Genomic DNA, 21902 nt, shown 5'->3' on the forward strand with positions numbered 1-21902 from the left:
TCATCTCCGGATCGAGGGTGCCGCAGAAGAATCGTTCCGCCGACCGCGGGATTCGCGAGCGGCGCCCCTTATTGCAAAACCTTCCGGTCTCAGCCCATCGCCTCCAGCTCGTCGATCATCCCTGATATGACCGACAGGCCGCCGTCCCAGAATTTGGGATCCTTGGCGTCGAGCCCGAACGGCCTCAAGAGCTCCGAATAGTGCTTGGTGCCGCCGGCGGCGAGCATGTCGAGATAGCGCTCGGCGAAACCATCCGAGGCGTGCTCGTAGACCGCATAGAGCGAGTTCACCAGGCAGTCGCCGAATGCGTAGGCATAGACGTAGAACGGCGAATGGATGAAGTGCGGGATGTACATCCAGAACGTCTCGTAGCCCGGCTTGATCTCGATCGCGGGCCCGAGGCTTTCGCCCTGCACGCTGAGCCAGATCTGGCCGAGCCGTTCGGCGGTGAGCTCGCCGTTCCTGCGCTCGGTATGCACCGCGCGCTCGAAGGTATAGAACGCGATCTGCCGCACCACGGTGTTGATCATGTCCTCGACCTTGCCGGCGAGCAGCGCCTGGCGCTGCTTGGCGCTCTTGGTCTGCGACAACAGCCGCCTGAAGGTCAGCATCTCGCCGAACACGCTCGCGGTCTCCGCCAAGGTCAGCGGCGTCGGCGCCATCAGCGCGCCGTTCCTGGCCGCCAGCACCTGGTGCACGCCGTGGCCGAGTTCATGGGCGAGCGTCATGACGTCGCGCGGCTTGCCCTGGTAGTTCATCAGCACGTAGGGGTGCGCCGACGGCGTGGTCGGATGCGAGAACGCGCCCGGCGCCTTGCCGGGCCGCACCGGCGCATCGATCCAGCGGTCGACGAAGAAGCGCTCGGCGATATCGGCCATCCGCGGCGAGAAGCCGCGATAGGCCGACAGCACCATGTTGCGCGCCTCGGGCCAGGCGATGGTGCCGGTCGCCGCGAACGGCAGCGGCGCGTTGCGGTCCCAGTGCGGCAGCTTCTTCTTTTTGAACCAGCCCGCCTTCAGCGCGTAGTAACGATGCGACAGCTTCGGATAGGCCGCGCGCACCGAGGCGACCAGCGCATCCACCACCTCGCGCTCGACGCGGTTGTTGAGATGGCGGGCGTCGGCGACGTCCTGGAATCCGCGCCAGCGGTCGGAGATCTCCTTGTCCTTGGCGAGCGTGTTGGTGACCAGCGCAAAGGTGCGCTCATTGTCCTTGAAGGTCTTGGCCAGCGCCTGCGCCGCCGCCTTGCGCTTGTCGCCCGCCTTGTCCTGCAACAGGTTCAGCGTCGGCTCGATCGCGAGCTCCTTGCCGGCGAGCTTGAAGCGCAGGCCGGAGATGGTCTGGTCGAACAGCCGATTCCAGGCCGCATAGCCGCTCTGCGCCTTCTCGTGAAACAGCTGCTCGACGCGATCCTCGAGCTGGTACGGCTTGTCCTTGCGCAGGTCCTCGATCCACGGCCGGTAATGACCGAGCGCGGGCTCGGCCATCGCGCGCTCGATCACATCATCGTCAACGCGATTGAGCTCGAGCGAGAAGAACAGCAGGTGGACCGAGGCCGCGGTCAGCCGCTCGGACACGTCGCCGTAGAATTTCGAGATCGCGGGATCGACGCTGTCGCCGGCATGAACGAGGCCGGCATAGGAGCCGAGCCGGCCGGCGAGGTCGTCGATCGCCTCGTAGCGCCTGATCGCCTCGGCCAGCCATTTGCCGCCGGCTTCGCCGGCGGTATTTTCGGCCAGCTTGCCCTTGTAGTCGGTCTCAAACGCGACGCAATCTGCATCCATCTTCGCCAAGTCGCGCGCGACATCCGGCGCGTCGATGCCGGCGTAGAGATCCGCCAGATTCCATTCGGGCAGCTTGCCCGTCTTGCCGGCCGCGTTGCTCGCCGGCTTTCCGGTGGCCGGTCTGCGTTGCACGGATTGCTTGCGGAGGGCGGGCTTGTTGACAGCGGATTTGGAGCGCGAGGTCATCTTGTTCAGAACCTTACTTCGGTCGGAAAGACTGCGGCGGCGGGGAAATCAAAGCGGAATTGCAACATTTAAGAGTGCGTTAATCGGCTTCGGCGACAGTGCCCCGATTCGAGACAAATAATCGTAGCGTGCGGGGAAAACCATGGCTGCCACCATTTTGATCGCCGATGACGACGCCGTACAGCGCCGATTGGTCGAAAACATGGTGCAGAAATGCGGCTATGAGCCCCTCGTCGTCGATTCCGGCGACGCCGCGGTGTCCGCATTGACCGCACCCGAAGCGCGAACGATCGATGCCGTCGTGCTCGACCTCGTGATGCCCGGCCTCGACGGTCTCGGTGTCCTCGCAAAGATCCGTGAAGCTGGTTTGACCGTCCCGGTCATCGTGCAGACCGCGCATGGCGGCATCGACAATGTGGTCTCGGCAATGCGCGCCGGCGCCCAGGATTTCGTGGTCAAGCCGGTCGGCTTCGAGCGGCTTCAGGTCTCGCTGCGCAACGCCCTCAACGCCTCGGCGCTGAAGGGCGAATTGCAGCGCATCCGGCACAGCCGCGAGGGCCGGCTGACTTTCTCCGACATCATCACCCGCAGCGAGGCCATGACCGGCGTGCTGCGCACCGCGCAGAAGGCGGCGGCCTCGACGATTCCCGTGCTGATCGAGGGTGAATCCGGCGTCGGCAAGGAATTGTTCGCGCGCGCCATCCACGGCAGCAGCGAGCGCAAGGCCAAGCCGTTCGTCGCGGTGAACTGCGGCGCAATCCCCGACAACCTTGTCGAATCGATCCTGTTCGGCCACGAGAAGGGCGCCTTCACCGGTGCCACCGAGCGCCACCAAGGCAAGTTCGTCGAAGCCCATGGCGGCACCCTGTTCCTCGACGAGGTCGGCGAACTGCCGCTCGCCACCCAGGTCAAGCTGCTGCGCGCGCTGCAGGAAGGCACCGTGGAAGCGGTCGGCGGACGCAAACCGGTCAAGGTCGATGTCCGCATCATCTCGGCGACCAACCGCAAGCTGCTCGATCTCGTGAAGGGCGGCCAGTTCCGCGAGGACCTGTTCTACCGCCTGCACGTGCTGCCGCTGACCATTCCGGCGCTGCGGCAGCGGCGCGAGGACATTCCGCACCTGCTGCGGCATTTCCTGGCGCGGTTCTGCGCCGAGGAGAACCGCAACATCACCGGCATCAGCGGCGAGGCGATGGCGCATCTTTCGCAGCTCGACTGGCCCGGCAACATCCGCCAGCTCGAGAACACGGTCTATCGCGCCGTGGTGATGAGCGACGGCGATCAGCTCGCGCTGGCCGATTTCCCGCAGGTCACCGCGCATCCGATTCCGGAAGCGAAGTCGCTGCAAAGCGAGCCGCTGGTGGTGTCGCCCTCCACCGCGCCGGCCATGAACTCCGGTAACGAAATACCCGCGACGTCTCTGCCGATGGCCGGTGGCCTCGCGATGCTCAATGCCTCCGGCGAGGTCCGCCCGCTGGAAGATCTGGAGAACGAGATCATCCGCTTCGCGATTTCGCACTACCGTGGCCAGATGTCGGAGGTCGCGCGCCGGCTGAAGATCGGCCGCTCGACGCTCTACCGCAAGCTCGACGAGGCCGCGGCGGGCGCTCGCACCAGCGAGGCCAGCTAGATCTTGTGGCCAAAAGGCCGCAACGCGGGAACCATTTGAACCGTGTCCTGGCGGTGACAGACAAAGGCCGTACTGCGTGGCAAAAACGCACAGGCTGAATGAAATCAGGTGTTTCGAAGTCAGTTTGTCGTGAGTTGCCCCGCATGGCGCTGGCTGCATGTGAGGGGCGTATGTATCGTCTGCGTTGGTTGCGTGCAGGCGTACGTCTAGATCAAGAAGGCCGGCGCTCTCGCGCAGACTGTGAAACCAAACACTGACTTGAACCGTTCCAGAACACGGTGACGGGTATTTCACCCAGGGGGTGCGACGATGCGTGACTGTTCGAACAACCGTCGGGGCTATGACCGCGTATTGATGACGATCGCGGCAACTTTCCTCGCGGTGTCCGCATCATCGGCCAACGCACAGGACACATCACGCAGCAGCGCTGCCGAACTCGCGATCGACGCCGCGATCCCGCGCCCCGAACCCGCCAACGTGCCGCCGCCCACCGCAAGCGATTTCAAGGCCGACACGACCGCCGCGCTGCCCGCGAAGCCGGCTGATGCCAAGCCGGCCGACGTGCAGGCGACCGAAGCCAAGCCGGTCGATGCCAAGACGACCGATGCCAAGACGACCGATGCCAAGACGATCGAAGCCAAGCCGGCCGAGCCGAGCGCGACGGCCAAGGCCGCCGAGCCGAAGCCCGCCGATGTTGCCACCGCGCCCGCCGACGGCAAACCTGCCGATACGCCGAAGACCGACACTGCGGTCGCGCCGCCTGCGGCTGTGCCCGCCCCGGCGACGGCCGCGGCCCCCGCAGCGGCTCCGGCGCCCGCGACCGCCGCTGCTCCGGCAGCCGAGCCGGTGAAGGCCGCGAGCAGTGTCCCCACCGAGGATCAGCCTGTCGCCGACAAGCTGCGCGATCTGTTCGCCGGCAAGACGCTGCGCAGCTTCGACCGCAAGGTCGAGCGCGCGGCGGCCGAGAAATTCTATTCGGCCCGCGACTACGCGCCGGTGTTCACGCAAGCCGGCAAGCTGACCGACGCCGGCAAGGGCGTGATCGCACGGCTGAAGGATGCCGCCTCCGATGGCCTCGATCCGGCCGAATATCCGGTGCCGGATTTCACCGCGGCGACCTCGCCGGACGCGCTGGCCGATGCCGAGCTCAAGCTCGCCGCCAGCATGCTGGAATATGCGCGCCAGGCGCAGAGCGGCCGCATGCACTGGTCGCAGGTGTCGGCCGACATCCTCTATCCGGAGCATCCGATCGATCCGGCCGAAGTGTTCGCCAATGTCACCACGGCCAAGGACGCATCCGCCGCGCTCGACAGCTACAACCCGCCGCAGAAGCTCTACAAGGAGCTGAAGAAGAAGCTCGCCGAGCTGCGCGGCCAGGGCGACGGCCCGGTCATCACGATCGCCGACGGCCCCGCACTGAAATACGTGCCCGCGCGCGGCAAGAAGCAGGCCGCGGTCGAGATGGACGATCCGCGCGTGCCGGATCTGCGCAACAAGCTCGGCGTCACCGAGGATGCCAGCAGCACCAAATATGACGCGACGGTCGCGCGCGCGGTGGAGAAGTTCCAGAGCAGCGTCGATATGAAGCCATCAGGCGTGCTCGACGAGCGCACGGTCAAGGCGCTGAACAACCCGAAGCGCGACCGGCAGATCGACACCGTGCTCGTCAACATGGAGCGCTGGCGCTGGCTGCCGCGCCAGCTTGGCGCCGGCAATATTGGCAATGCCTATGTCATCCTCAACATCCCCGACTACACGTTGAAGGTGATGCAGAACGGCGCGCAGGTCTGGACCACGCGCGTCGTGACCGGCAAGCCCGGCCAGCATGCCACGCCGCTTTTGACCGAGACGATGAAGTACATCACGGTCAACCCGACCTGGAACGTGCCGCCGTCGATCATCTACAACGAGTATCTGCCGGCGTTGCAGCAGGATCCGACGGTGCTGCAGCGGATGGGGCTGAAGCTCGAGCGCAACCGCGACGGCTCGGTGCACATCTCGCAGCCGCCGGGTGAAGCCAACGCGCTCGGCCGCATCCGCTTCAACTTCCCGAACAAGTTCCTGGTCTATCAGCACGACACGCCGGACAAGTACCTGTTCGCCAAGGAAGAGCGCGCCTACAGCCACGGCTGCATGCGCGTGCAGAACCCGGACCAGTACGCCTCCGTGCTGCTCAACATCACCGAGCCGAACCAGCACTACACGCCGGAGCGGATCCGCAGCATGTACGGCACGAGCGAGGTCGACCTGAAATTCCCGACCCCGATCCCGGTCAACATCACCTATCAGACCGCGTTCGTGGACGATGCCGGCAAGCTGCAATTCCGCAAGGACGTCTACGGCCGCGACGCCACCATGCTGTCGCTGCTCAAGAACACCCACGGCAAGGATCTCGAGGCCGTGGTCGCGCATGCGCAGCCGAGCTACGCGCGTCCGCCGGCCGGCAGCCTGCCCTCCAGCGTCTACGCCAGCGACAGCAGCGGCGGGCCCTCCGGGCCGGGCTTCTTCGAGCGTCTGTTCGGGGGTGGATTCAACCAGCCGGCGCCGCAGCCGACCCGTCGCGGCCAGCCGCAGCCCCGCCGCGTGATCACCCGTTAATTCCGCCGACGGGCGATTTGGGTAAATTTTGAAGTGAAATCAACGATCTCGTCCGACGGACGAGATCGTTTACGTTAACCATTATCCATCACGGCCGCGGCAGCCGGCTCTTTTTTGCCACACTCCACCTTTTAGTTAAGGCTAACTTGGGGGCGGGTCGGTAAACTTCGGTTAACCCTCCCGCTTTAAGAAAGCGTTCACCGTCTTTCGCAGGGGGTCTGCGATGACGCCGACCGAACGCTCGTCGACTTGGGTGGGCTCATAGTGCTGGCTGTCCTCGCACGCCGCTTCAATTCGCTATCGTTGCCGAAGGCCGGATACCAAGTCGGCCTGACGTCGCTATTGCTGCTGGCGCAAGCCGGAACGGTGCACGATGCGAGCGCGCTGAACGAGACCCGCACCCTCTCCTTCCACCACACCCATTCCAACGAAGATCTCACGGTCACCTTCAAGCGCGATGGCCGCTACGACGAAGCCGCGCTGAAGCAGCTCAATCACTATCTGCGCGACTGGCGCAACCAGGATGAGACGGTGATGGACCGTCATTTGTTCGACATCCTCTGGGAAGTCTATCGCGACGTCGGCGGCAAGCAGCCGATCCAGATCATCTCGTCGTACCGTTCCCCCTCCACCAACGCCATGCTGCGTCGCCGCTCCTCGGGCGTGGCGCGCCACAGCCAGCACATGCTGGGGCATGCGATGGACTTCTTCATCCCGGGCGTGCCGCTGGAGCAGATCCGCTTCGCCGGTCTGCGGCTACAGCGCGGCGGCGTCGGCTTCTATCCGACCTCCGGCTCGCCGTTCGTCCATCTCGACACCGGCAGCATCCGGCACTGGCCGCGCATGACGCATGACCAGTTGGCGCGGGTGTTCCCGGATGGCCGCACCGTCCATATCCCGACCGACGGCACGCCGCTGAAGGGCTACCAGCTCGCCAAGGCCGACATCGAACGCCGCGGCAATGGCGACGACGCCGCGACGATCAGCAAGCCAAGCGTGTTCGCCAAGCTGTTTGGCAGCAAGTCCAATGAGGACGACGAGGAAGCCGGCGCCAGCGTGAACGACACGCCCGCGGCCAACCCCGTGGTTGCGGCCGCCATTCCGGCCAAATCCGCCGATCCCGTTCCGATGCCGCGCGCAAAGCCGCAGATCGCAGCTGCGATCCAGCTCGCCGCGGCCGATGCCCAGCTCATCCCGGCTCCGAAGGCCAAGCCGCAGGTCCAGGACGCCGACCGCAGCGCGAAGCCGCAGTCGCCGACCGACATCATCAACGCCCGCGGCTTCTGGGGTGACGATGCGGCTACGCCGAAGCAGGCGTCGGCGGCCCAGGTCGCGGCGCTGAAGGCCCGCGAGGCGGTTGCTGCCGCCGATCCGCAGACCACGGCGACCGCGACGGAAAACTTCAACAAGGCGCTCGCCTACGCGCCGGCGTCATCCTCGCCGGTCGACCGCGCCAATATCGTCGCGGCATCCGCGCCGATCCCGCACAGCGTGCGCCCGACCCGCAATGCTGCCGCTGCCGCCACCGAGATCAACACCGTCGTCGCCAAGGGCGCGCCGGGCCAGGGCGTGATCACCACGTCGGCGCGGATTTCGGCCGCCAAGGGCAACGACGTCTGGATGCGCGTCGTGATGCTGGCGCCGAGCGCGAGCAGCGGCATGCTGACCACGGTGCTCGGCGATACCGACATGAGCCTGATGCGCGCGCATTTCATCAAGCCGCTCGCCGCCGTCGCGATGACCTTCTCGGAAGATCCGATGATGGGCATGACCTGCGACCGCTTCTCGGGCTCGGCCACCGCAACGCTGCAGACCCAGCCGTTCCTCACCGCCTCGCTGCGCTGAGCCGCAAGCGCGATTCGGAGTCCTGCTCTTCCACTCCGTCATCCGGAGAGGACGTGAGGCTATCTCCTCGTCCCCTGCTGTCATCGCCCGGCTCGACCGGGCGACCCAGTATGCCGCGGCTCCTCGGCTCAAGCACTGCTGTCTCTGGAATACCGGGTCACCCGCATGCGCGGGTGACGACACCGACGATCTGCATGATTTCGGAATAATGGAAGAATATTACTGAGTTGCCCGACGTGTCAAGTCGCCCGTGTCGAGCACCGGCAGCCGCCGGGCTCCTTTGCATGGGGTTGTTTTTCGATATTTTGGCAGTCAGTCGTCCCTTCAGAGCATCCCCAGCGCCTGCATGTAGGTTTCCAGGATGGTTTCCTGCTCCTGGCGCTCATTGGCATCCTGCTTGCGCAGGCGCACGATGGTGCGCAGCGCCTTGACGTCGAAGCCGTTGCCTTTGGCCTCCGCGTAGACGTCGCGGATATCGTCCGAGATCGTCTTCTTCTCTTCTTCCAGCCGCTCGATGCGCTCGATGATGGACTTGAGCTGGTCCTTGGCGAAACGGGTTGCGGGCTCTTCCTGGACGGCGGCGGACGTGGCCATCGCGTACTCCTGAACTGGCATTGCTGTGTGACGCGAATACGCGTCATGCGCACCGCTTGCTGCGGGCGACCCTCGATTTTGCGGCGCGTTCCGTCAAGGAAACATCGCGCTCATCCACAGCGCGCCCACAGGAGATGCGGACGGTGTTCATGCGGGCGTCGTGATTCCGGGGCGATGCGCAGCGTCGAACCCGGAATCACCACTGCGCTCAATGTCCGCTCGGCGCCTTCTTCATCGCGGCGAGTTGTTCCGGCGTCGCGCTGCCCTGGTACTTCGCCTTCCACTCCTCATAGGGCATGCCGTAGACCGCCTCGCGGCTCTCGTCCTTGCTGACGGCAATGCCCTTGGTGTCGGCCGCTTCCTTCATCCAGTTGGACAGGCAGTTGCGGCAGAAGCCGGCCAGATTCATCAGGTCGATGTTCTGCACGTCGGTCCTCTCGCGCAAATGGCCGACCAGGCGCCGGAACACCGCGGCCTCGAGTTCTGTTCTGGTTTTGTCGTCAATGGTCATCGCCGTCATCCCGCTGTGTCTTCCTCACCATATTGATATCAGTTGGGAATTGTCACAGTTTTTGCCATATCGCCGCGCAGAACGCCCTCTCGGCTGCAGCCCGCAACGGTCCAGCAGCATGCCAGATGCGCGCCCGCCCGTTGACAGTGACAGCCGGAACACGCGAAATCGCCAATGATCTGATATAGCCTCCCCGCATGAATCCAGCAGATTCCCTCACTTCAAGCTCCCGAATCACTCGCCTGACGATGGCCGGCATCCTGCCGGTGCTGGCGGTTGTCGTGGCATGCCTGTGGACGAGCCCGGCGGCTGCCGATTTCCGGCTCTGCAACAACACATCGAGCCGGGTCGGCATCGCGCTGGGCTACAAGGACGCCGAGGGCTGGACCACCGAGGGCTGGTGGAACGTGTCGTCACGCAGCTGTGAGACATTGCTGCGCGGCAATCTCGTGGCGCGCTACTATTACATCTATGCGCTCGACTATGATCGCGGCGGTGAATGGTCCGGCCAGGCCTTCATGTGCTCGCGCGACAAGGAATTCACCATCAAGGGCACGGAGAATTGCCTCGCGCGCGGTTTCGACCGCACCGGCTTCTTCGAGGTCGACACCGGCGAGCAGCGTGCATGGACCGTCCAATTGACCGAAGCCAACGAACAACAGCCGCAGAAAGTGCCGGGAATGCCGGGCGGCGTCGGCCCGGGAAGCCCGGGAACGATGCCGGGCCTGCCAAACCCGCCGCCGGGCGCAGCGCCTCCGGGCGCGTCTGGTCTGCCACCAGCCGCAACGCCCGGGAACAAACCATGAGACGACTGCGCCGTATCAAGATTCTCGCAACCCTCGGCCCGGCCTCGTCCGACAGCGCGATGATTCGCAAGTTGTTCGAGGCAGGTGCCGACGTGTTCCGCATCAACATGAGCCACACCCCGCATGACAAGATGCGGGAGCTGGTGAAAACCATCCGCAACGTCGAATCGAGCTACGGCCGGCCGATCGGCATCCTGGTCGATCTGCAGGGGCCGAAGCTCCGGCTCGGCGCCTTCGAGGGCGGCTCGACCCAGCTCAACAACGGCCAGACCTTCATTTTGGATTCCGACAAGACGCCCGGCAACAACAGCCGCGTGCTGCTGCCGCATCCCGAGATTCTCGCAGCGCTGCGGCCCGGCCACGCGCTGCTGCTCGACGATGGCAAGGTGCGGCTGATCGCCGAGGAAACCTCGCCGGAGCGCGCGGTGACGCGGGTCGTGATCGGCGGCAAGATGTCGGACCGCAAGGGCGTCAGCCTGCCCGACACCGACCTGCCCGTCTCGGCAATGACGCCGAAGGACCGCGCCGATCTGGAAGCCGCGCTGCCCGAGGGCATCGACTGGGTCGCGCTGTCCTTCGTGCAGCGCGCCGAGGATGTCGTCGAGGCCAAGAAGATGATCCGCGGCCGCGCCGCCGTGATGGCCAAGATCGAAAAGCCGCAGGCGATCGACCGCCTCGGCGACATCATCGATGCGTCGGACGCACTGATGGTGGCGCGCGGCGATCTCGGTGTCGAGCTGCCGCTGGAGCGGGTGCCGAGCCTGCAGAAGCAGATGACGCGGATGGCCCGCCGCGCCGGCAAGCCGGTGGTGGTCGCAACCCAGATGCTGGAATCGATGATCCAGTCGCCGGTGCCGACCCGCGCCGAGGTCTCAGACGTCGCCACCGCCGTCTATGAGGGCGCCGACGCCATCATGCTTTCGGCGGAGTCCGCCGCCGGCAAATTCCCGGTCGAAGCGGTCTCGACCATGAACCGGATCGGCGAGGAAGTGGAGCGCGACCCGACCTATCGCGGCGTGATCAATGCCTCGCGCGTCGATCCTGAAGCGACCGTGGGCGACGCCATTGCAGACGCGGCGCGGCAGATCGCCGAGACGCTCGATCTCTCGGCGATCATCTGCTGGACCTCGTCGGGCTCGACCGCGTTCCGCGTGGCGCGTGAGCGGCCCAAGGTGCCCGTGGTCGCGATCACGCCCAATATCGCCACCGGCCGCAAGCTGTCGGTGGTGTGGGGCGTGCATTGCGTGGTCGCCGAGGACGCCCACGATCTCGACGACATGGTCAATCGCGCCGGCTCGATCGCGTTCAGGGACGGTTTTGCCAAGGCCGGCCAGCGCGTCATCATCGTCGCCGGCGTGCCGCTGCGCGCGCCCGGCACCACCAACATGCTGCGCATCGCCTCGGTCGGCCCGAACGGCGACGCGGAGATCATCTGAGCGCGCCGGACCACGCTCAGCGTGACCCGGAACGCGCAACCACGATCAGCTCTGCAGGTTCGCCTCGAGCGTGATCTTGGTGTTGAGCAGCTTCGATATCGGACAGCCGGCCTTGGCCTTGCCGGCCAGTTCCTGCAACGTCGCATCGGTGGCGCCGGGGATCTTCGCCGCCAGCGTCAGGTGCACCGCGGTGATGGCAAAGCCGTCGCCGACCTTCTCCAGCGTCACGTCGGCCTTGGTCTCCATGTGCTCCGCGGTGAGCTTGGCTTCGCCCAGGATCAATGACAGCGCCATCGTGAAGCAGGCGGCGTGCGCCGCGCCGATCAGCTCTTCGGGGTTCGAACCGGGCTTGCCCTCGAAGCGGCTGGCGAAGCCATAGGGGTAATCGCTGAGCGCGCCGCTCTTGGTCGAGATCGCGCCCTTGCCGTCCTTGATGCCGCCCTGCCATTTGGCCGAGCCATGGGTCGTCGTCATGCGTCACTCCGTGCGGTTGGTTGAACCCCGCCTACAACGCTACAACGCCAACGCGACAGAATCCGTTCGATCTCAGGCGCCGACCAGCGCCTTCGCCGGCGTCGTCGCCTGCACCACGAGGCCGCGGGCGCGGGCATCCATCACGCCGACTGCGCGCAGGCCGAGCAAGGTCACGGTCTGCACCGCATCGCGCGATTTGGCGGGATCGTCGAGATTGGCCGGCGCCAGCGGGCCGACCAGCGCCTCGTGCAGCGCGCCGAGCAAGGCGGTGGCCGCGAGCGCGGTATCCTGCGCCGGCAAATGGCCGGCACGCACCGCGGCGTCGATCCGCGCCGCGAGCTCGCCGGAAATGTCGCGGCGGCTGGCGAGCCGCGAGGCGGTGACGTCGACGTCGACGGGTTCAGCCAAGATGCCCCAGGCGAGCTTGCGTTGCGACAGCACGTGGACCGCGATCGTCGTCACCGCGGCAGCCAGCGCCGATGACGGGCCGGGTGCGGCATCGGCGGCGCGGCGGATAGCGGTCAGTTCGTCGCGCGAAACTTCCGTGATCAGCTCCGAGATCAGCTCGGCCTTGGAAGGGAAATAGCGATAGACGGTGCCGGCCGCGACATTGGCGCGCACCGCGACCGGCGCGATCTGCACCGCGGCCATGCCGCCGTCGGCCGCGGCATCCCGCGCCGCCGTCAGAATGGCGCTGCGCCGCGCGGCGAGCCGTTTCACAACCTGATGCGTGCGCCGATAAACCATGGCGTGACCGTCCCCCACCGGTGCGTCCCGCTGGCGCCCACCAGCGGAGAACACACGCGTCTTCAATGTTTTGTGCGATTGATCCCGCAACCGCTCGAAGAAGTGAACAACTATTCAGACCGATTGACAAGGTGGAATTGTAAGGATTTTGCGACACCCGCGTGGCGGCGCCGATGCTCTCCCCGCCATCCCGCGCGTGGTGAAGGTGAGATGGTGAATCGCAACCTAACGCGATCGCTCGATATCGAGACGTTGGCCCCGGGCGCGCGCATTTACCCGAATTTATCGGAAGCCATGGTCCAGTGGCCGGCACCATCGCGCCCGATGGCGCTTGTGGATATCAGAAAGCGCGAACGCATCCTCATGTCACTCTCGATCACCAGCAGCGTCAGCCATCGGAGCACCGCGCGCGGACTGGTGCCGCTGTGCGCCGGTGTCGGCGCCTATCTGTTCTACCTCGCAGCCGGCGAGATCCTGCTGCGCGATTCCGACACGATGTGGCAGATCAAGGTCGGGCAGTGGATCCTCGCCCATGGCGCGATGCCCACCACCGACGTGTTCTCGTTCACGCGCTTCGGCGAAGCCTGGATCTCGAGCTCGTGGCTCTCGCAGGTGGTGTTTGCCACCGTGTATGGCGGCGACTGGGCCGGGCCGGTGATCCTGTCGTCGATCGCGATCGGCGTCACGGTTGTGATCTTCCTCAATCTGCTGAGCCCCTATTTCGATCCCGCGCGCGCGATCCTGATCACGGCGCTGGCGCTGCTGCTCTCGACCATCCACTTCCTGGCACGGCCGCATGTGCTGGCATTGCCGGTGGAGCTTGCGTTCATCGGCGGCCTGATGGCGGCCGCCGACCGCCGCACCTCACCGTCTTGGTTGCTGCTGCCGCTGATGACGCTGTGGGCCAATCTGCATGGTGGCTTCGTACTGGGCCTCGCGTTGATCGGACCGATCGGGATCGAGGCGCTGTGGGGCACCGAGCCTGCCCGTCGCCGTCAACTCGTGCTGCGCTGGGGATTGTTCGGCCTCGCCGCGCTCGCCGCGAGCTGCGTGACGCCCTATGGCTGGAACAGCCTGCTCGGCGCGACGAAAATCCTCAGCCTCGGCAAGCTGCTCAACTTGATCGGCGAGTGGAAGCCGGTCGATTTCGGCACATTCAACTTCTTCGAGGCCACGCTGCTCGGCCTGATCGGCCTCATCCTCTATCGCCGGCTCACCCTGTCGCTGCCGCGGATCCTGCTGCTGCTCGGCCTGATCTGGATGGCGCTGAGCCATGTCCGCAACATCGAGGTGTTCGCCTTCGTCGCGCCGCTGGTGCTGGCCAAGCCGATCGCCGAGCAATGGGGAACCGCAGGCAGCGCCGCCGCGCGTTTCGAGGAGACCCGCTCGGCGCCGATCGTCACGATGCTGGCGGCGATCGCCATTCTGATCGGTGCAACGGTGACCACGACGATGTTTGTCGCCCAGCATAGCTTCAAATTCCTGCCGAGCTTCGAGCCCACCGCCGCCGTCGACATGCTGCAGCAGCGCCACGCCGAGCGCGTGTTCTCGACCGCGCCGTTCGGCGGCTACATGGTGAGCCGCGACATGAAGGTGTTCATCGACGGCCGCGCCGAGCTCTACGGCGAGAAATTCGTACTCGACTATTACGACGCGCTCGACGCCCGCGACGTCGGCCAGCTGCTCGCGCTGCTCGACAAATACCGGATCGACGCCACGCTGCTGAGCTCGGACTCTCCCGCCGGAAATGCGCTAGATCACCTCAAGGGCTGGAAGCGGATCTACAGGGACGACATTGCGGTAATCCACGTCCGCTCGGACGATGCGAAAGCGGATCCGACACACGCGAACTAGCCGGTCCCGTCGTCCTGAGGTCGACTAGGAAGCCTCGGGCTAGAGCATTTTCGGTTCTGATTGAATCAGAACCGAAGCTCTAGCTTTTTGTTTTGACGCGTTTTCTTCACGCGAACCGGTATCCACTTCGCTCGAAAACGCTCTAATCCCTCAATTCCCAGTCTGCAGCTCGCCGAAGCGGTCCCAGCTCTTGCCGTTGAAGCGCATGAACTGCATCTGGTCGACCGGGATGTGATCGGTCGGCGAGGTGTTGAGCCGGATGCCCGGCAGCAGCATCGGCAGCTCCAGGTTCTTGATCGCGAACGCCTGCTTCAGGATGTTCTCGCTGGAGAGATCGTCGCCACAGGCCTTCAGCACCGCCTCCATCGCCATCGCGCTGTTGTAGGCGTTGACATAGTTGGTGTCGCGCTGGTCGCCGTCGGGCACGTATTTGGTCATGAACGCGTGCCAGTCCTTCATGCCGGGATCGTCCTTCCACGCCGGATCGTCGGGATCCTTCACATAGGCCGTGGAGATGATGCCGGTGCCGGCCTCCACGCCCGCAGGCTCCATCACGGTCGAGATCCAGACCGCGGTGTTGGACAGGAAGGTCAGCGGACGCCAGCCGATCTCGAAGGCCTTGCGGATCGACTGCGCCGCGAATTTCGGCGTCGCAGCGATCACGAAGACGTCGGCGCCGGAGGCCTTCAGCTTGACGATCTGCGAGTCGATGGTCGGGTCCGTGATCTCATAGGTCGCGACGGTGACGACGGCATCGTATTTCTCGCCGAGCGCATCCTTGAGGCCCGCCAGGTAGTCGCGTCCGTAATCGTCGTTCTGCGCGATCACGGCGAATCGCGCATTCGGGTTCTTCGCCAGCGCGTAGCGCGCATAGAGCCGCGCCTCGTAGCGGAACGGGGCCTGCACGCCCATCGCCACCTGCGGAAACTGCGTGACGTCGCCGAATTTCGAGGCACCCGAGCCGAGGAACAGCTGCGGGATGTTCTTGCCTTGCAGGTATTTTGCGATCGCGGTGTTGTGCGCGGTGCCGATCGAGGAGAAGATCACCGCCACCTCGTCGCTCTCGACCAGGCGGCGCGTCTGCTCCACCGTCTTCGGCGGCGCATAGGAATCATCGAGCGAGATGAAGTTCACCTTGCGCCCGTTGATGCCGCCGCGCTCGTTCAGCATCCTGAAATAGCCGACCTCGCCCCGGCCCAGCGCGCCGAACGCCGACACCGGGCCGCTGTACGGCATGGTCTGGCCGATCCTGATCTCGGTCGCGGTGACGCCGCGCATCTCGGCTGAACCCGATGCCGCCGGCCAAGCCAAAACCGCAAGCGCGCAAAGAGCGCCAACGCCCCCGACGAAACGCATCGACACGACCTCCCCCTTTTTCGGCACCTTCGAACTGTGGCCGTTTGGAGCGTCGATTAACCCGCTCCGGGATGAGCAAACCATGCCATGCTTGCACAAGGGACGCCATTCCCAATTGCCTCGCGTCGCAACAACCGCAACGCAGTCTCGCCGAGCGCATAGAGATCCCCGCGCCTAGCTGTAGTAGTCAAATTCGCTTAGCTCGGTGTCCAATGCGGCGGCGCACGTATAGAGAAAATCTTCGGTCACCCTCGGCGTGGCTTCGATCAGTTGGCCCTTCAAATCGGGCACGTAGAGTGGCATCTCCCTGCCAAAGCCGATGATGATCCCGAAGCGATTGCACAACCCGCCAGCCTGCGGGCTCGTGTTACCGCTTGCTCCATCCACGATCTCTGCGATCCGGTCCCGCGGGCAAAATGTGCGTCCGCAAGCCGGACAAGTCCGGCGAATTTTCGATGTTGCAAGCCAACCTCTTCCATCATCATACCCGAGGTCGTTCCCGCAGCTGCACTCCGTGCCTATCTGTCGCGCGACGCCATAATTGTCGGTGCGTGGATTGATGAAGTCATCGGATATCTCCAGAAGGAGACTGTGGCGAAACTGACGGTTACCCTCGTATACCGACTCGGAGAGCGTCTGCATCGGATACGTTGCGCGCTGATCCCCTTCCCATCGAATCAGCGTGTAGGGATTTGCAAGCGCAGACAGAGCCTCTCCAGTTGGAGGAATCGAAAATGGCATCCATGGCGTTCGACGCGAAGCGGCCTGAGCTTGGCCCGGAGCCTTTCGAGCTCCAGCCAATAATCGTCCCCAAAATCCCGGGCGCGGCTCGGGCGCCCGCCGCTGCTCGACGGAGTGCTCTCCATATGCTGACTTTGTCAGAAAGCTTGCGGCCGATTGCGATACTCGATCGGTTGCCTTCTGCACCGAAGCGGCTTCTGGACAAACAATATATCCCTTCTCGCACCACACTTCGATCAAAGCGACGATCCGCTCTGGCTCAGGACGGACGGTGTTGTCTCGGGGAATCAAATAGTGTGAATAATTCACGCCCATGGGCCGCTCCGGCTCTGCCTTTGGGTCGGCACGATCCGTACCTGCGCAACAGCACTCGAAGCTTGTCATGCCCCCGCAAGGTGCGCCACTCACAACGGTGATGCGTACAACAGGCGGCTACTTCGATCCGCTGCCCCGCTCCTTCGCCGGAATCACGAACTTCAATCCCGACCAGACCGCATCGACCGCGCAGACCTTGATATCGACGAGGCCGGCTGCGAGCCCGATCTCACGCACCGCCGTGTCGCTGAGATCGGTCGCAACACCCGAGCTCTTCTTCGGCCACGACACCCAGATCATGCCGTCCGGTGCGATCGCCTGCCGATAGCTGCGCAGTTTGCCGGCAAGCCCGTCCGACTCGGCCGCGAACAGATGCACGGCGTCGAGCGGGCCCTTCGCGGTCTTCGCCATCCGCAGGTCAGCCGGCAGCTCACCGACGATCTCGCGATAGGGCACCGACAACCCGTCCACAAAAATACAAAAGCCCGGCTTGAGGCCGAGCTTTTGCACAACTGGTTTGCCGGAAGCCTCGGCCATGGCGATCTTGGCTTACGCCTGCGGCTGCGGCTCCAGGCCGGTGTCCGGATCGGGCCGCGGGCGCGGCTTGCCGGCCGGCGGCACCGCGGATGCGCGCGGCGTCGAGGGCTCCAGCACCGACTCGCGGTTGGGCTTCTTGCCCTTCAGCAGGTCGGTGATCTCGTCGCCGGTCAGCGTCTCGAACTCGAGCAGGCCCTTGGCCAGCGCCTCGAGATCGTCGCGCTTCTCGGTGAGGATCTTGGTCGCCTCGTTGTAGCCTTCCTCGACCAGGCGCCTGATCTCAGAGTCGATCTTCTGGACCGTCGCCTCGGACGCATTTTGCGTGCGCGAGACCGACATGCCGAGGAACACCTCGTCCTGGTTCTCGCCATAGGAGACCGTGCCGAGTTCTTCCGACAGGCCCCAGCGCGTCACCATCATGCGCGCCAGGCGCGTCGCCTGCTCGATGTCGGAGGCGGCGCCCGAGGTCACCTTCTCGCGGCCGAAGATCAGCTCCTCGGCGACACGGCCGCCCATCATGATGGCGAGACGCGAGGTCATCTGCTCCAGCGACATCGAGAGCTTGTCGCGCTCCGGCAGCTGCATCACCATGCCCAGCGCACGACCGCGCGGGATGATGGTCGCCTTGTGGATCGGATCGGTTGCGACGACGTTGAGGCCGACGATGGCGTGGCCGCCCTCGTGATAGGCCGTCAAGAGCTTCTCTTCCTCGGTCATGACGAGCGATTTGCGCTCGGCGCCCATCATCACCTTGTCCTTGGCCTCTTCGAACTCGGCCTGCGTCACCATCCGCTTGTTGCGGCGGGCGGCGGTCAGCGCGGCCTCGTTGACCAGGTTCATCAGGTCGGCGCCGGAGAAGCCCGGCGTGCCGCGCGCGATGGTCTTGAGGTTGATATCCGGCGCCAGCGGCACCTTGCGGACGTGGACCTTGAGGATCTGCTCGCGGCCGACGACATCCGGGTTCGGCACCACGACCTGGCGGTCGAAGCGGCCGGGACGCAGCAGCGCGGGATCGAGCACGTCGGGACGGTTGGTCGCCGCGATCAGGATCACGCCCTCATTGGCTTCGAAGCCGTCCATCTCGACCAGCAGCTGGTTCAGCGTCTGCTCGCGCTCGTCATTGCCGCCGCCGAGGCCGGCGCCGCGATGACGACCGACCGCATCGATTTCGTCGATGAAGATGATGCAGGGCGCATTTTTCTTGGCCTGCTCGAACATGTCGCGCACGCGCGAAGCACCGACGCCGACGAACATCTCGACGAAGTCAGAACCGGAGATGGTGAAGAACGGCACGTTGGCTTCGCCGGCCACGGCGCGCGCGATCAGCGTCTTGCCGGTGCCCGGAGGACCGACCAGCAGCACGCCGCGCGGAATGCGGCCGCCGAGTCGCTGGAATTTGCCGGGGTCGCGCAGGAATTCGACGATCTCCTGCAGGTCCTGCTTGGCCTCGTCGACACCGGCGACATCCTCGAACGTCACGCGGCCATGCGCTTCCGTCAGCATCTTGGCGCGCGACTTGCCGAAGCCCATCGCCTTGCCGGCGCCGCCCTGCATCTGTCGCGACAGGAAAATCCAGACGCCGATCAGCGCGATGAACGGCAACCAGGAGACGAGCAGCGAGACGAACCACGGCACGTTGTCGCCCGGCGGCTTCGCGGTGATCTGCACCTTGGCGTCGTACAGGCGCTTCACCAGGTTCGGGTCGCTCGGCGAATAGGTCTGGAAGCTCGAGCCATTGGTGAAGGTGCCGTGAATCTCCGGCCCCTGGATCACGACGTCACGGACGTGGCCCTGGTCGACTTCGGTCAGAAGCTGCGAGAACGAGATGTCCTGCGAGGAGGTGCGCTGGCCAGGATTCTGGAAAAGCGTGAACAACGCCAGCAGCAGCAAAACGATGATGACCCAGAGGGCGAAATTCCGCAGATTGGCGTTCATGGTCTTCCTTCGGTGGTCGCGCGGATCGCGGCCTCTCTCATCCTTTGGGCAGGCTCTGTGGGAATCCCCAGGGAATCCATCCCGTCGATGGCATACAATCTAGGTGCCACTGGGGTCGATGCCAAGGGAACCACACATGACTATTTACCGCATCCTAGCGCGATTCCCGGTCAAATAATGACGCAAAATCCGGTGTTTTTCGGGGGTGGTTAAGCCTCCCTGCGGGAATATTACAATCATTGAAACAATCGAACCGCGCTCAGCTGGAACGCGTGCGGCGCGGTGGCGCCGGTTCGACCCTGATGCGGCCGCCGGAAAGGCCGATGACGGCCCCGGCAAGGGTCTGTTTCAGCTTGCCTTCGCGTTCCCCGAGGGCCCGGTCCAGCGCAACGAGCAGGGTTTCGACCTTGCCGAGTTCAGCGGGCCCTTCATGTCCGCTGCGGTCGATCGCGCGCTTGAGCAGGCGGAGCCGGATCTCCTCGGGCATCGCGGCAAACAGCGCGGCGTCGAAGCCGGCGCGCCCGACGTCGGCGTCCTTCAACGCGAGGTAGTTCTCGGCGCCGTCGACCAGCACCTCCACCGCAGCATTGGCGCGCGCAAGCCGGGTGGCGAGCCGCGCCAGGCTCCTCGCATCGCCGCCCTCCTCCGCGAGAGCAGGCATCAGCGCGCGCAGCCGCGGACGGGTGAACGCCAGATCGCGATTGGTTGGATCGTCGGCAAAATCGATCCGCGCCTTGTTCAGCGTCGCGACCAGCCGCGCCTTGGGCATCTCGAGCAGCGGCCGCACCAGCAAGATCTCGTCGCGCGCGCTTTCGCGCGCCATCGCCGACAGGCCCGCGATGCCGCTGCCGCGCAGCATCCGCATCAGAAGCGTCTCGGCCTGGTCGTCGCGGGTATGCGCGGTCAGGATGTGGCTGGCGCCATGCTTGCGCGCGGCCTGCGTCAGCAAGCGATAGCGCGCCTCGCGCGCAGCCGCCGGCAATCCGGCCTTCGGCTTGGGCCCGCGCCAGCGCAAGGTGTGATGCGGCAGATCGAGGCTCTGTGCCAGCCGCTTGACATCGCGGGCTTCGCGGGCCGCTTCCGGGCGCAGGCCGTGGTCGATGGTGACGGCAATCAGCCGCGGCCCGCGCGCGATGGCGCGGCGCCAGCGCGCGGCGAGCCACAACAGCGCGACTGAATCGGGACCGCCGGAGACCGCAAGCACGATCGCCGGCGCGGACGCCAGGCCCGCGAACAGGCGTTTGGCGTCCCTTGCAGGGATGGCGGATCGGTCGTCGGGCATTGCTCGAACCAGCGTGTCGCGGAAGGCCGGAGGCGACCTTCCATCGGCTGGTTTAGCATTTCACCCGCTTTTGCTCACGGTCGACGGCGGACTTCACGCCGCCGGATGCGCGCGGGTACTTGCGCGTCACCTCGCCGAAGGCGGCGCAGGCGGCTTCCTTTTCCTTCAGTGCCGCCAGCGACTGGCCGAGCCGCAGCAGCGCGTCCGGCGCCTTGGACGACTTGTCGAACTTGGTGGTGACGCCGAGGAAGGTTTCTGCCGCATCGCGATATTGCTGGCGCTGGAAATAGCTTTCGCCGAGCCAGTATTGCGCATCCGCGACCAGCGGATCGCTTGGATATTTCGTGGCAAAATTCTTCATCGTCTCTTCGGCAAGCGCGTAGTCCTTGCGCTGCATGTAGCCGATACCGAGATCGAACTCGTCCTTTGGCGTCGCCGACGGCGGCAAGGTGGTCAGGGCTGCGTTGGCACCGGGACCGGGGCCACGCTGCGGGCTGGTGTTGCCGAGGTCGAGCGGCTCGCCCGCCCCGCGGCCACCGGGCGCGCCGACCGCGGCATCGCTCTGCATCGGCATCTGGCCGCCGCCGAGCGCCCGCGGCGCGCCGGGGGCGTTCGGGTTCTGGTTGGGATCGAAGGCATCGTTGCGGCCGCGGCGGCCGGGCGCGGCTTGCGGCGCCGGCTCCTGCACGATCGGCGCGGGAGCCGCGATCTGCTGTTGCTGGTCATAGCCGCCCGGCTGCCGTCCATAGCCCTGCTGCGGCTGCTGATAGCCGCCCTGTGCTTGCGGATAGGCCGGTTGCGGATAGGCCTGGGGCTGCGCCGGCGGCGTCGCCGCAACGTTGGGCGGGGCGGGCTGCCCGGGCGCGCCGGGCGGCTGCCCGCCAAGCTGGCGCAGCCGCTCCTCGAGCTGACGGTTACGGTACTGCAGCTCCTCGTTCTGCCCGGTCAGCTGCCGCAGCTGGTTCTCGAGCCGCTCGATCCGCATCTCGGCGTCGGAATCGTCGGATTGTGCAAAGGCCGGAACGGAAACGACGAACATCGCCGCGATCACAGCGGCGGAGGAAAGGAGATTGAGCCTGGATGACATTTTGCCCTGACGACGAGATCGACGTGAAAAGCTGCTGACATTGGCGGATGGAGTACGCCAGAATTGTGACTGGCGCTTCAAATCCGCAACAATACCGGACGACTACGTGCCGGCGTCGAAACAAGCAAGTGCCGTTGGGTGGACGCTTCGTTCATCAAGCTGACGGAGCGATGACGGCAAAACA

General features: G+C 65.2%; 17 protein-coding genes. 6 read left to right on the forward strand and 11 right to left on the reverse strand.

All coding sequences use genetic code 11. The annotated features are described in order from the left end of the window. Window positions 1–89: 89 nt before the first annotated feature. Window positions 90–1970 (reverse strand): M3 family oligoendopeptidase, encoded by a 1881-nt coding sequence (locus tag IC762_RS31095; RefSeq protein WP_195785910.1) that lies wholly within the window; start codon window positions 1968–1970, stop codon window positions 90–92. A gap of 142 nt (window positions 1971–2112) precedes the next feature. Between IC762_RS31095 and IC762_RS31100 the strand changes: the two genes are divergently transcribed. The 3 genes from IC762_RS31100 to IC762_RS31110 all read left to right on the forward strand — a co-directional run bounded on the left by IC762_RS31100 (window position 2113) and on the right by IC762_RS31110 (window position 8043). After that, entirely contained in the window at window positions 2113–3600 is a 1488-nt protein-coding gene (locus tag IC762_RS31100; protein WP_195785911.1) for a sigma-54-dependent transcriptional regulator, read from the forward strand. Window positions 3601–3909: 309 nt separating this feature from the next. Then, entirely contained in the window at window positions 3910–6198 is a 2289-nt protein-coding gene (locus IC762_RS31105) for a L,D-transpeptidase family protein (protein WP_195785912.1), read from the forward strand. Window positions 6199–6462: 264 nt separating this feature from the next. Next, a complete protein-coding gene (locus IC762_RS31110) occupies window positions 6463–8043 on the forward strand; it encodes a DUF882 domain-containing protein (RefSeq protein ID WP_195785913.1) in 1581 nt (526 codons plus the stop codon). A 324-nt stretch (window positions 8044–8367) separates the two neighbouring features. Here IC762_RS31110 and IC762_RS31115 read toward each other — a convergent pair whose 3' ends face one another. Both IC762_RS31115 and IC762_RS31120 read right to left on the reverse strand, forming a co-directional pair. Continuing rightward, window positions 8368–8637 carry a DUF2312 domain-containing protein gene (locus IC762_RS31115; RefSeq protein ID WP_195785914.1) on the reverse strand — a complete coding sequence of 90 codons (270 nt, stop codon included), beginning with the start codon at window positions 8635–8637 and terminating at the stop codon, window positions 8368–8370. 208 nt (window positions 8638–8845) lie between these two features. Beyond that, on the reverse strand, window positions 8846–9148 hold the full coding sequence (locus IC762_RS31120) for a DUF1244 domain-containing protein (protein WP_195785915.1): 303 nt from the start codon (window positions 9146–9148) through the stop codon (window positions 8846–8848). 248 nt (window positions 9149–9396) lie between these two features. On the opposite strand from IC762_RS31120, the gene IC762_RS31125 reads away from it, so the two are divergent. Next, the gene (locus IC762_RS31125) at window positions 9397–9954 is read left to right on the forward strand and encodes a DUF1036 domain-containing protein (RefSeq protein WP_195785916.1); all 558 of its coding nucleotides are present in this window, start codon (window positions 9397–9399) and stop codon (window positions 9952–9954) included. Continuing rightward, complete coding sequence (gene pyk, locus IC762_RS31130) at window positions 9951–11390, forward strand: pyruvate kinase (RefSeq protein WP_195785917.1); 1440 nt, start codon at window positions 9951–9953, stop codon at window positions 11388–11390. Before IC762_RS31125 ends, pyk begins: the two co-directional genes overlap by 4 nt. Window positions 11391–11435: 45 nt before the next feature. On the opposite strand, the gene IC762_RS31135 is transcribed toward pyk, so the two are convergent. Next, window positions 11436–11864, reverse strand: a complete 429-nt coding sequence (locus IC762_RS31135; protein ID WP_195785918.1) for an OsmC family protein — start codon at window positions 11862–11864, stop codon at window positions 11436–11438. A gap of 72 nt (window positions 11865–11936) precedes the next feature. Continuing rightward, window positions 11937–12611: a TetR/AcrR family transcriptional regulator gene (locus IC762_RS31140; protein ID WP_195785919.1), complete on the reverse strand. Its 675-nt coding sequence runs from the start codon at window positions 12609–12611 to the stop codon at window positions 11937–11939. A gap of 363 nt (window positions 12612–12974) precedes the next feature. Here IC762_RS31140 and IC762_RS31145 point away from each other — a divergent pair, with 363 nt between their 5' ends. Then, entirely contained in the window at window positions 12975–14465 is a 1491-nt protein-coding gene (locus tag IC762_RS31145) for a hypothetical protein (protein ID WP_195785920.1), read from the forward strand. 150 nt (window positions 14466–14615) lie between these two features. Here the strand turns inward: IC762_RS31145 and IC762_RS31150 are convergent, their stop codons facing one another. From IC762_RS31150 to ybgF, 6 genes are all read right to left on the reverse strand, one after another. After that, window positions 14616–15821, reverse strand: a complete 1206-nt coding sequence (locus tag IC762_RS31150; RefSeq protein ID WP_195785921.1) for an ABC transporter substrate-binding protein — start codon at window positions 15819–15821, stop codon at window positions 14616–14618. Between the two features lie 174 nt (window positions 15822–15995). Further along, window positions 15996–16877, reverse strand: coding sequence for a hypothetical protein (locus IC762_RS31155; RefSeq protein WP_195785922.1), 882 nt, complete (start codon window positions 16875–16877; stop codon window positions 15996–15998). 117 nt (window positions 16878–16994) lie between these two features. After that, the gene (locus IC762_RS31160; protein ID WP_195785923.1) at window positions 16995–17414 is read right to left on the reverse strand and encodes a DUF3052 family protein; all 420 of its coding nucleotides are present in this window, start codon (window positions 17412–17414) and stop codon (window positions 16995–16997) included. A gap of 12 nt (window positions 17415–17426) precedes the next feature. Beyond that, the gene (ftsH, locus tag IC762_RS31165) at window positions 17427–19349 is read right to left on the reverse strand and encodes an ATP-dependent zinc metalloprotease FtsH (protein WP_195785924.1); all 1923 of its coding nucleotides are present in this window, start codon (window positions 19347–19349) and stop codon (window positions 17427–17429) included. Between the two features lie 259 nt (window positions 19350–19608). Beyond that, on the reverse strand, window positions 19609–20631 hold the full coding sequence (gene tilS, locus IC762_RS31170; protein WP_195785925.1) for a tRNA lysidine(34) synthetase TilS: 1023 nt from the start codon (window positions 20629–20631) through the stop codon (window positions 19609–19611). A gap of 52 nt (window positions 20632–20683) precedes the next feature. Next, on the reverse strand, window positions 20684–21718 hold the full coding sequence (ybgF, locus tag IC762_RS31175) for a tol-pal system protein YbgF (protein ID WP_195785926.1): 1035 nt from the start codon (window positions 21716–21718) through the stop codon (window positions 20684–20686). Between the last annotated feature and the right edge of the window lie 184 nt (window positions 21719–21902).

The organism is Bradyrhizobium genosp. L (genome assembly GCF_015624485.1).
Classification (GTDB): domain Bacteria; phylum Pseudomonadota; class Alphaproteobacteria; order Rhizobiales; family Xanthobacteraceae; genus Bradyrhizobium.